At 67.2% G+C, this 10,729-nt stretch carries 8 protein-coding genes; 1 reads left to right on the top strand and 7 read right to left on the bottom strand.

Going from position 1 to position 10,729, the window contains the following annotated elements; all coding sequences use genetic code 11:
• Window positions 1-5: 5 nt before the first annotated feature.
• From ACMGRF_RS01155 to ACMGRF_RS01130, 6 genes are all read right to left on the bottom strand, one after another.
• Window positions 6-2,207 carry a hypothetical protein gene (locus ACMGRF_RS01155; RefSeq protein WP_414485565.1) on the bottom strand — a complete coding sequence of 734 codons (2,202 nt, stop codon included), beginning with the start codon at window positions 2,205-2,207 and terminating at the stop codon, window positions 6-8.
• Window positions 2,204-3,388 (bottom strand): non-hydrolyzing UDP-N-acetylglucosamine 2-epimerase, encoded by a 1,185-nt coding sequence (gene wecB / locus ACMGRF_RS01150; RefSeq protein WP_262223697.1) that lies wholly within the window; start codon window positions 3,386-3,388, stop codon window positions 2,204-2,206. The genes ACMGRF_RS01155 and wecB overlap by 4 nt, the downstream gene beginning before the upstream one ends.
• Before the next feature lie 266 nt (window positions 3,389-3,654).
• The gene (locus ACMGRF_RS01145) at window positions 3,655-4,689 is read right to left on the bottom strand and encodes a fimbrial protein (RefSeq protein ID WP_049414541.1); all 1,035 of its coding nucleotides are present in this window, start codon (window positions 4,687-4,689) and stop codon (window positions 3,655-3,657) included.
• The gene (locus ACMGRF_RS01140; RefSeq protein WP_414485903.1) at window positions 4,680-7,244 is read right to left on the bottom strand and encodes a fimbria/pilus outer membrane usher protein; all 2,565 of its coding nucleotides are present in this window, start codon (window positions 7,242-7,244) and stop codon (window positions 4,680-4,682) included. Before ACMGRF_RS01140 ends, ACMGRF_RS01145 begins: the two co-directional genes overlap by 10 nt.
• Window positions 7,245-7,336: 92 nt before the next feature.
• Window positions 7,337-8,065: a molecular chaperone gene (locus ACMGRF_RS01135; RefSeq protein ID WP_049414539.1), complete on the bottom strand. Its 729-nt coding sequence runs from the start codon at window positions 8,063-8,065 to the stop codon at window positions 7,337-7,339.
• An 85-nt stretch (window positions 8,066-8,150) separates the two neighbouring features.
• Window positions 8,151-8,690, bottom strand: a complete 540-nt coding sequence (locus ACMGRF_RS01130; RefSeq protein ID WP_005415238.1) for a fimbrial protein — start codon at window positions 8,688-8,690, stop codon at window positions 8,151-8,153.
• Window positions 8,691-9,149: 459 nt separating this feature from the next.
• Between ACMGRF_RS01130 and ACMGRF_RS01125 the strand changes: the two genes are divergently transcribed.
• On the top strand, window positions 9,150-9,515 hold the full coding sequence (locus ACMGRF_RS01125) for a hypothetical protein (protein WP_049414538.1): 366 nt from the start codon (window positions 9,150-9,152) through the stop codon (window positions 9,513-9,515).
• A gap of 22 nt (window positions 9,516-9,537) precedes the next feature.
• Here ACMGRF_RS01125 and pncB read toward each other — a convergent pair whose 3' ends face one another.
• The gene (pncB, locus tag ACMGRF_RS01120; protein ID WP_049414537.1) at window positions 9,538-10,716 is read right to left on the bottom strand and encodes a nicotinate phosphoribosyltransferase; all 1,179 of its coding nucleotides are present in this window, start codon (window positions 10,714-10,716) and stop codon (window positions 9,538-9,540) included.
• Window positions 10,717-10,729 lie beyond the last annotated feature (13 nt).

Genomic DNA, 10,729 nt, shown 5'->3' with positions numbered 1-10,729 from the left:
GCGGATCAGTGCCCTGTGTTGGCGGACTTGCGGCGGCGCACCTGGGTGACGCGGGCGGCCAGCAGCGCGAACACGATCACGCCGACCAGCAGCAGCAACCAGACCATGTGCCGTTCCCACTTCGATTGCGGATTGCCGTCGTGCGCGAGGCGCGTGCCATAGGGATCCTGGCGGTCGAATTCGCGCACGACATCAGTACCGTCAAGCACGGCCAGATCGCCGCGCAGCAACCGGAACGGCACGCCGAACGACGGTGCCTGTGCGCCGAGGTCGCTGTAGAGAACGCCCAACTGGCCGCCGGACGATCCCACCTGCACTACCGCGGCGCGATCCAGGCCGCTGACATCCAGCAGCGGTTGCGACATGCCACCGATCCGCAGGTGGCCGTCCTTCAGGCCGGCCACATCGACACCGGCCGGTGCCACGCCGAAGGCCAGCCATGGCGCGCCCGGGCTGACCGCGGCACCGGCGTCGACCACCTTCAGTTCCGACGCCTCCGGCGAAGCGCCCACTGCACTGGCCACCGCGATGACCTTGCCCAGCGAGGCCGGCGCGTCCTGCAGCCACGCGCCGGGCACGAACACCTGGTTACCGCGCGACAGCTGGCTGCTGGCACCGACGAAATCATTGCCCAGCGATCGCTTGGCCAGGGTCAGATGGCTGCTGGGCAGGATCGAGACCGGGTAGCCGGTGGCTGGATCGTGGCAGTAGGGGCGTGCCGGTTGGCGCAGGAAGCTGACGCGGATCTCGTTGCGTGCGGACAGCGCGTAGGCCGGCACCTTGGCCACCAGGCGTTGCGGCTGGCCGTTGGCCGACAGCACCTTGCCGCCCAGCAGGTAGTCGTTGAGGTAGATCGTGGCCACTGCGCCCTGACCCGCCGCGTTGGGGGCCGCCGAGACATCGATCACCACTTGCTCGGGCAGGCGGCCATCGGCCGACAGCGCACCCAGATCGAAGCTGGCACTGCGGTCGGCACGGGTCACCACATCCATGGTTCCGGCGATGTTTCCGAGCCGGCTCAGAAGTACCTGGTCACCGTCAAGTTTGGGCGTACCTGCTGCGTTGACCTGCAGGCTGCGGCCCAGCGCATAGCTGCGCCACTGTTCGGCGAACAACCCGGCGACCTTGCCCGCCGCTGCCGGGTCAACCACCAGCGTCGGACGCCCGGCCACGGCCACCACGCTGACCGACGTGTTGGCGGCGGGCTTCTCCAGGCCGCCCATGCCGGTGCCGCGCCACGCGGCGAACGCCGTGCCCGCATCAGCGCCCGCCGCACCGACCTGTGCGGCCAGCGCATCCAGCGCCGCGCGTACGCCGGCGCGCAATGCATCGCTGCCGATCATCACATCGGCGGCAAGCGGTCCGCTGTCACGCAACGACAGCAGCGCGCCGACTTCAGCCAGGTCCTTGATCGCATGCGCGCGCTCGCCCGTGGCCAGTGCGGCGTAGGCCGGCACGCCCTGCAGGCTGGCCGGGATGCTGATGCCGGCCAGGTCGACGCTGTCGCCGACCTTGGGCAGCGCCACCACCTGCACCTGCTTGCCGCCGGCCTGCAACGCGGTACCGATGCGCCAGGCCGCATCGTAGGCCGGTGCCTGCAGCGCCTTGCCATCCACCAGCAGGCGCACCCGCGGTGGCAGTGCCCCCCAGGCCTTGGCCACGGTATCCACGGCGCGGCCGTCGAAGCGGTAGCTGAAACGCGAGTCCGGCGACAGCCGCAGCACGTTGGCCGGCGCGCTCTGGTCAGCGCACTGGTAATCGGACACGATCGACCACCAGCCGACGCCGACGCGCACGAAGCCGCTCTGGCGGGGTTCGCCGTCGATGGCCAGCAACTGGCTGGCATCGCCCTGTGCATCGGTGATCGAACGCGCCGCGATCGGGTCGCCATCGACCGACCACAACCCCGAGGTACGCCCGGCGTGGCCGCGTACATAGCGCCCATCGAGCTGCAGCTGCGCATCGCGGGTGGCAACACCGGCCGGCACCGGCAGGTAGACCTCGCGCTGGCTCTCCTGCCCACTGAGTACCAGCGGTTGGCGGAAGCCGAGTTCGCGCAGGGTCATCTGCCGGTTCACCGTGCTGTCGCCGCTCCATTCTGCGAACTGGCCGGCGACGCTGTCGGCGGCGTGGGCACTGCCAACCGCGCACGACAGGACGAACGCGGCGGCGGAAACAAACAGGGGACAGCGGCCGGTGTGGCTCATGGCGTCACTTCATGGAGAGGGTGATGGGCGGCACCGCCGCTGCGGAGACCGGGCGAGAATTCGGGAAGGGGGGTGCCACGCAGGGCGGCGACGATGCGGGCGCTGGCGCGGCCGTCGCCATAGGGACTGGCATCGGGGTCGAAACGGGTCGGCTGCGGTGGCTGTGCCAGAGCCGCATTGACCCCCTCGACGATGCGCCACGGCGTGGTTCCGACCAGCGTCACCACACCGGCCTCGACCGCCTCCGGGCGCTCGGTGACGTCGCGCATCACCAGCACCGGCTTGGCCAGGGCCGGCGCTTCCTCCTGCACGCCACCGGAGTCGGTGAGGATGACGTCGGCGCGCTGCATCAGGCGCACGAAGCGCAGGTAGTCCTGCGGCGGCACCAGGTGCACGTTGTCGAGGTTGCCCAGGTGTGCGTTGACCGGGCCCTGCACGTTCGGATTGAGGTGTACCGGGTACAGCACCTGCAGGTCCGGCCGTCGGGCCAGCTCGGCCAGCGCACGGCAGATATCCTCGAAGCCCTGGCCGAAGCTCTCGCGGCGATGGCCGGTGACCAGCAGCAGGCGGCGCCCGGGGTCGAGCATGTGGAAGGGCTCGTCAGCCTGGGCACGCAGTGCCGGATCGGCATCCAGGCGCTGCACGGTCTGCTGCAGGGCATCGATGACGGTGTTGCCGGTGACCAGGATCTGCCCGCCCAGATGCTCACGGGCCAGGTTGGCGCGCGAGCCGGGAGTGGGTGCGTACAGCTGATGACCGACCACGTCGATCACCCGCCGGTTCATTTCCTCCGGCCATGGCCGGTCGATGTCGCCGGTGCGCAGGCCGGCCTCGACATGGCCGATCGGAATGCGGTGGTGGAACGCGGCCAGAGCGGCGGTCATCGCGGTGGTGGTATCGCCGTGCACCAGCACGCGATCCGGGCGGACCTGCGTGTAGAGCGCGTCAAGCCGCTCGAACAGCCTGGAACACAGGCCATTGAGGGTCTGGTTGGGCACCATGACATCAAGGTCATGGTCGGCGGTGATCTCGAACAGCGACATCACCTGGTCGAGCATCGCCCGGTGCTGGCCGGTGATGCAGACCACCGATTCGATGTCCGCGGCCTGGGCCAGGGCGCGCACCAGCGGCCCCATCTTGATTGCTTCCGGTCGGGTGCCGAACACCGACAGGACCTTCACCGGGGTGCTCCGGAAGGACGGTGCTGGAGAATGCCAGGAGCGGTAGCCACGTCTGGATCCTTTCGGCGTTACCGTCCAATGCCCGCAGGCAGGAGACGGTCACCTCATGAGGAAACTCCAAATTCGCGACGTCCATCACATTCGATTGATGGTACGTGCGTCGTGGCACTGATCTTCATCGTTGGGAGATCAAGACGCAGTCAACGCCGCCCGTGGGACGGGCGACGTTGCGGCGGAACCCCGCAGGGGCAGCCGCCCGGGCGGCCTTACTCGTACTGGATGGTGAAGGTGGCCTGGCCGTTCGCGACACCCGCGCCCACCGTGCCGGCCTGGGTCTGCACGTAGCGCGCGCGCAGCGGCAGCGCCATGACGCTGGTCCCCGGCGCCGTGGTGCCGACGTTGATGGTCTGGCCGAAGCGCACTTCGCGCTCGGTGGTGCCATCGCGCTGGACCATCTGGATGCCGATGCGGGTGGCGCTGTTGGCAGCCGCGCTGAGCTTCAGCACGCCCGGCATGTTCGAGCTGTCCTGGTCGGCATCGAGGCGGATGCCGATCTTGCTCTGGTAGGCGGCGACGTTGCTGCCCTGGCAGTTCAGGCGGATCTCGAAATCGCGGTCGACCGCGCGCGAACCGACACCGGTGAAGGTGGTGTTGGGCACGCTGCCGAAGTCGACGGCGATGTTGCGGCTGCCGGCCTGCACTTCGCAGGTCGGGCTGACCACGGTGGTGCCCGAGCCCTTGAAGGTGGAGGTCAGCACCGGGCGACCGGCGCCATCACCGTCGAAGTAGTACGTGGTGAAGCGACCGTTCGGTGCGATCACGCCCGAGCCGGTCTGTGCCGCTGTCTTGATCAGCTGGATGCGGAACGTGCCTCCGACCAGCGAGATGGTGGCGTTGCTGGCGAAGTTGATGGTGTGCGGATAGTAGGTCTGGATCGCGCCGGAGTCGCGGTACAGGCGGATGCCCACGCCCGCCACATCGGTTTCATAGACGTTCGAGAAGCCGGCCACCGGACGCTTCTGCGCGGCGTTGACGTACTCGCCGATGGAACGGCCACCGGACCAGTCGCAGCGCGCCACGCTGTTCTGCTGGTTGATCGGCTCGCTGATCTCCTTGATCACGCCGCCGACCGGTGTGCTGGGCAGGATCACGATCTGGCCCATGTCCATGGTCACGTCCTGCGCGGTGAACCAGCTGGACTGGATGCGGCACGACGCGCTGGCCTGCTGTGCCAGCAACGCGCCGCCCAGCAGTGCAAGGGCCGTGAGAGCCTTGCGGCCACGGGAAGAAATCATCGGCATGCTGCCTCCAGCGGGATGAAGCCGGTCTTGGACGCATCGGCGCCCGCCGGAACCTGGTAATCGATGGTGCAGCGCTGGTCGGCACCGGCGCCCCACTCGACCAGCAGGCGGCCCTGGTTCTTTTCACTGCGCACGTACAGGCGGCCGCCCTGGCTGACCATGCCGACCGGCTGGCCCTGCTCATCCTTGACCTGTGCACCGAACGGCATGCTGCGGCCATCCGGGTTGCGTACCTGGATCAGCAACGCGTTGCCCTTGCGGGTATCGAAGCGCAGGTAGCTGATGGCACCGGCGAACGGTGCGATCGACTGGCTGGTGCTTTCCAGCTCGACGTCGTGGGCCATGCCCTGCGGATCGAGGGTGACGGTGTTGAGGCGGTACGGCGACACGTACGGCACCACGGCGTAGCCGCGGCCATCGACGCGCAGGCCAGGGGCGTTGCTGACGATCGCATCGCGCGCGCCCGGTGCCTCGACCAGCACCATGGTGTCGCCACGCTGCGGGGTGAAAGTGAAGCCACCCGGATGCACCACCACGCTGCCGTTGGCACCGACCGAGGCCTGGCGGAAATCACGCGAGTGGCTGTAGGTGGCGTTCAACGCGGAGTAGCGGCTGCGGTACTCGGCATTGCCGACCGCCGTGGTGCCGCCCTCGCGGGAATCGGACAGGGCCACGCCGTAGCTGAAGTTGTTGTCGACGCCGGCCGAACCGGTGATGCCGACGCGGCTGTTGTCGTAGCCACCGCGGTCGCGCACGCCGAGATCGGCACTGAACGACACCGGGTGGGTACCCCGGCCCAGCGGCACGCTCATCGACAGCAGGTACTGGGTGTCGGAACGGCCGAGCACGCCTTCTTCGGTGCGCAGCGCCGAGAAGCCGTAGTTCACCGAACGCCAGGCGTTGTTGTAGCCCACCTGGTACTGCTTGGAGGTGCCGGAGCGGTCATAGAAGTCACGCACCGAACCGGTCACGTACAGCGCACCGCCGCGACGGCCCAGCGGCTGGTTCAGCGTTACCTGGAACTGGCTGCGCTGGCGACCACGGGTGGTCGGATCGATGCCGCGCTTGTCCGAGTCACGGCCATACAGCGCATCCTGCAGGCTGTAGAAACCTTCGGTCGAGTAGCGGTAGGCAGCCAGGGTCAGGTTGGTGCCGGTCTCGCCGATCATGTTGCTGTAGCTCAAGCGCACGCTGGCGCCAGTGTGGTTGCCGTAGTGGTCGAACGAGGTGCGTGCATGGGTGACGTCTGCCGCGAAGGCACCGACCCGCGTGGACAGGCCGACACCGTACAGCAGCGACAGGTAGCCATCGCTCAGCGCGCTGCCGCCGTACAGGGTCAGCTGGTTGCCGATGCCGCGCTGGTAGGTGCCCTGCACCAGCCAGGGTTCGTCGGCCAGCAGCTTGTTGCGCACCTGGCCGGCGGTCAGCGAGTAACGCGACACGCCTTCGCGCAGCATCTGCGGCACCGAGCCGAACGGCACCTTGAATTCGCGGCGGCGGCCATCGGCCTCGATCACGCTCACTTCCAGGTCGCCGCCGTAGCCGGTCGGGTACAGGTCGTCGATGACGAAGTTGCCCGGCGAAACGGTGGAGGAGTAGATCAGCTGCTGGTTCTGGCGCACTTCGATGCGTGCGTTGGTCTCGGCGATGCCGCGCACGACCGGCGCGTAACCACGCAGCGAATCGGGCAGCATGCGGTCGTCACTGGCCAGGCTGGCACCGCGGTAGCCGATCGAGTCGAACAGTTCGCCGGTGGTGTAGGCCTCACCGATGGTGAGCATGCCGCGCACCTGCGGGATGCCGCGCTGTGCGTAGGTGGCGATGCTCTGCCAATGGCGGCCGTCACCCTCGGACCAGGTCAGGTTGGAGTCGTGGCGCAACTGCCAGCCGCCCAGGTTGAGGCCGGCATTGAGGCCGAGATAGGCACTGCGGTTGCGCTGGCCACCTTCGACACGGCTGTTGCTGTCGATGGCATTGAAGCTGTAGCCGACGAAGCCGGCATTGATGCCACGGTCCCACAGCGCCGGGTTGACGTAGCCGCGCGCCTCGCGGCGCAGGAACACCTGCGGGATGCTGAGGTCGTAGCGCAGGTTGCCGCTGTCGTAGACACCATAGGCATTGGCCATGCGCTGCTGCACCGGCACGCAGCTGGTGGTGTCGGTCGGCAGCGTCGGGTCCTGCTGCAGCAGCACGGCCTCGCTGTCCACGCCCATTTCCTCCAGCATCGGCAGCGGCAGGCAAGCGTCGACACGGCCCTGTGCATCGGCCTTGAACTGCAGGTCACGACGGCCCTGCCAGGCACCGTTGACGTAGACGTCGACACGGTAGTTGCCGGCGACCATCGGGTTGCCGTTGCTGAAGGCCGCCAGGTCGACCTGCTTGGCCTGGCCCGACAGGAAGCTGGAATTGAACTGGGCCGATTCCGGTGCGCGCGCGTTGGCCGCACCACTCTGCGCCATCAGCGCCTGTTCGCCGAGATTGGCCGGTGCCGCCAGCGCCCATCCTGGGCAGGCCGCGCCAACAACCAGCAGGCAAAGCGCCTGATGGATCGACAATGTCAATCTGTTTCCGATCACACTGACATTCCTTCAATTCGCCGCACGGCGGCGGTGGCGGGATGCGCAGGCCCATGGCCGGCGCGGCGCGTTCAGCCCCCGGTGCTGTCGAGGCGGACGGTGTGCTCGACCCGGCCGCCGTAATCATTGATGGTGATGAAGCGCACCTGCTGCGTGCCCGCCGGTGCGGCGAACTCCAGGCTCTGCTTCGGCGCGACCATCGCGCCCTTGTCTTCGACGGCCTTTTCACTGCTGCCGGTCACGGCATGCACTTCGGCCAGGGTGACGTGGAAGGGGCTCGGGTTTTCCACCCGCAGGCGGTCGCCATTGCGGGTCCAGCGCAGCGCTGCCGGTGCGTCGTTGGCGACGCCCTTCAGGCCCTGCGGCCGGTAGAAAAGCTTCAGGCGCGAACGGAACGCGACCTGCAGGTAATTCTGTTCGCCGCTGTCGGCGTTGTCCGGCGACGGTGGTACATCCAGCACGTTGAGCCAGAACACCGTCTCGCGATCGGTCGGCAGCTGTGCGCCGGAGAAGATCAGGCGCAGCGCCTGGCTGCGGCCCGGCTCGACGCGCGCGATCGGCGGCGTCAGCACGAACGGAGCATCACTGGTATCGGCGGTCTGGTTGGCGTCGCCACTGTCGATCCAGGCCTGGACCAGTGCGGGCGAGTCGCCCACGTTGTCCACCTGCACGGTGACTTCGCGCGCCTGTGCCGGGTAGATCACCCGCGTGCCATTGACCACCACGCCGGCCAGTGCGTTCTGGCAGAGGGGCAGCGTGAACGCTGCCAGCAGCAGCGCCCGGGGAAAGAGTGCTTTCATCGGAAGTACTACGCTCGAGGGGTGTGGCCAGGGGCCGCGGAGCACTGGCCGGCGCGTACGCCGGCCAATGCGGGTACGGCTACGATCAGTTGTAGATGATCGTGTACTTGACGCTGCTGGTGACGTCGCCCGGGGTGGCGGCGGCAGTGGCGTAGTACTCAGCGTAGTAGTTCAGGTCGGCCGAGCCGTCGGTGCCGACGGTGACCCACTGCGAGTTGGTCTGGGCCAGGCCAGCGCCGGCAGCCTTGATCGGCAGGAACTGGTTGTTCGAGCCCAGCAGCTGCAGCTGCACGTTGGTGGCAGCGTTGGCCGAGGCCTGGTTGACCAGGCGGCCGCTGTTGAAGTCGACGGTCGAACCCGGCTCGAAGTAGGTGGCGACGTTGCCGGCGCTGCACTTGGTCAGGTTGATGGCGAACGGGGTGCGGCCCGCAACGGCACCGGCGGTAGCCAGGGTGTTCTTCGACACGGTCGGCAGGGTCACGGCGAAGTCCTTGCCGCCCGGGGTCGAGATGGTGCAGGTCTTGTCGGTCACCTTGCCATTGAAGGTGATGGTGCCGTCGGCGGCGTTGGCGGCCAGCGGAGCGGCGGCCAGCATCAGAGCGGCAATGAGGTTGATCTTGTGCATTCGCTTTTACCTAACCCTACTGAAGAGATGAGAAGTAGAGGAGGAAGCAAGGAGCACTGCCGGGCTAACAAGACCCATCCTTGCGTCTCACCTGTGGCCGGACTCGGACGTACCTCTCCCTGAATCCGTGACGCAAGTATATGCACAACTGTGATGAAAGTCTCATTATTTTTCTGAACGCCAATTCATTGACGCCCCAAATGTGACGTGATAGGCGAAATCGCGCCCCTGGGCGCGCGGGAGAATTGACGCAGCCATGGGCGGGTCACAAGCGACCGTAAATGACGCAATGGCTGACGCGTTCGGCGTGCGCGAAAACAGGCTTTTTTCAGGCGGAAATCGCTTTGTTTGATGCGCATCACTCTTTCTCGGTGATGGCCCTAGCAGATTCGGAATCGTCCTATTAAAGGCTGATCGAACCTGTCGCTAACTAGGACACACCGAACCAGAGAACGTGTCATGAGGAACTCCATTCTGCTGTGCGTGGCCCTGATGTCCGTCAGTGCGCTGGCCCAGGCCAGCAGCGGCAGCATCCGTTTCAGCGGCCGCATCGCCGAGCCGGGCTGCACGACGAACCTGTCCCAGGGTGAGCTGAGCCTGGCGGCCTGCCCGCCGTCGGCCAAGGGCTCGACGGTGGAAGTGACGGCACTGGCCGATGGCCAGGCCGCGACGCTGCGCGATGGCAAGCGCCAGGGCCAGAAGCTGTCGGTGTCGGCCAGCGCGATGCGCGCCGGCGATATCGCCTTCTCCGAGCGCTACAGCGTGCAGGCTTCGAAGCAGCAGCCGCTGCAGGGCGCCTACCTGGTGGTGGTCGACTACCTGTAAGCGCCGTTGAGGGCCGGCGGGGTTACGCCGGCGGCAGCTCGAAGACCTGGCGCAGGTAGGCCAGGTAGCCCGGGTCGTCGCACATGCTCTTGCCCGGCGAATCGCTGAGCTTGGCCACCGGCTGGCCGTTGCAGCGGACCATCTTGATGACGATGTTGAGCGGCGTCGGGCCCAGGTCATTGGTCAGGTGGGTGCCGACGCCGAACGCGACCTGGCAGCGGCCACGGAAGTAGTCGTACAGGCGCATCACCTTGGCGATGTCGAGCCCATCGCTGAACACCAGCACCTTGCTGCGCGGATCGACCCGGCGCTGCTGGAAATGCGCCAGCATGCGGTCGCCCCAGTCGAACGGATCGCCGGAATCATGGCGCACACCGTCGAACAGCTTGCAGAAATACATGTCGAAGTCGCGCAGGAACGCGTCCAGGCCGACCACGTCGGACAACGCGATGCCGAGGTCGCCGCGGTACTCGCGCGCCCACGATTCCAGTGCCGCCACCTGCGAATCACGCAGGCGCGGGCCGAGCGCCTGGAACGCCTGCAGGTACTCGTGGGCCATGGTGCCGTGCGGGGTCATGCCGTACAGGCGCGCGAAGTGGACGTTGCTGGTGCCGACCAGCTGCGGGCCGAGTGCATCGCGCAGCAGCGGCAGCAGCCGCGCGTGCCAGTCACGCGAGTAGCGGCGACGGCTGCCATAGTCGGCAATGCGGCATTGCTCGAAGCCGGGGGTATCGCGCAGCAGCGCGGCCTTGGCCTGCAGCCGGCGCTCGCCTTCGGCGAAGTCGGCCGTGGTGGTGTTGCGGAACCAGACTTCGTTGATGATCGCCAGCAGCGGCACTTCGAACAGGATGGTGTGCAGCCACGGGCCGGTGATGTCCAGTTCGATCTCGCCGGGCACGGTCTTCGACGCGCGCAGCTGGATGTACTTGCGGTCGAGGTGGAACAGGCCGAGGAAATCGGCGAAATCCGGCTTCACGAAGCGCAGGCCACGCATGTAGTCCAGCTCCGCGTCGCTGAAGCGCAGGCTGCACAGGTGGTCGATTTCTTCGTCGATCTGGTCGATGTAACGGGCCAGGTCGATGCCGGGCGTACGGCACTTGAACCGGTACTGCACCTGGGCACCGGGGTGCTGGTGCAGCACTGCCTGCATCATGGTGAACTTGTACAGGTCGGTGTCGAGCAGGGACTGGATGATAGGCATGGGGCGGATTATG

Source organism: Stenotrophomonas sp. EMP41 (assembly GCF_047495535.1).
Lineage (GTDB): Bacteria > Pseudomonadota > Gammaproteobacteria > Xanthomonadales > Xanthomonadaceae > Stenotrophomonas > Stenotrophomonas sepilia.
The sequence above is the reverse complement of the archived record's forward strand: the minus strand, read 5'-3'. Positions and strand labels throughout refer to the sequence as shown.

Bases quoted from the DNA above. Each gene is read 5' to 3' on its own strand.
- ACMGRF_RS01155 (WP_414485565.1), bottom strand. From the start codon at position 2,207: ATGAGCCACACCGGCCGCTGTCCCCTGTTTGTTTCCGCCGCCGCGTTC.
- ACMGRF_RS01145 (WP_049414541.1), bottom strand. From the start codon at position 4,689: ATGCCGATGATTTCTTCCCGTGGCCGCAAGGCTCTCACGGCCCTTGCA.
- ACMGRF_RS01135 (WP_049414539.1), bottom strand. From the start codon at position 8,065: ATGAAAGCACTCTTTCCCCGGGCGCTGCTGCTGGCAGCGTTCACGCTG.
- ACMGRF_RS01130 (WP_005415238.1), bottom strand. From the start codon at position 8,690: ATGCACAAGATCAACCTCATTGCCGCTCTGATGCTGGCCGCCGCTCCG.
- ACMGRF_RS01125 (WP_049414538.1), top strand. From the start codon at position 9,150: ATGAGGAACTCCATTCTGCTGTGCGTGGCCCTGATGTCCGTCAGTGCG.
- pncB (WP_049414537.1), bottom strand. From the start codon at position 10,716: ATGCCTATCATCCAGTCCCTGCTCGACACCGACCTGTACAAGTTCACC.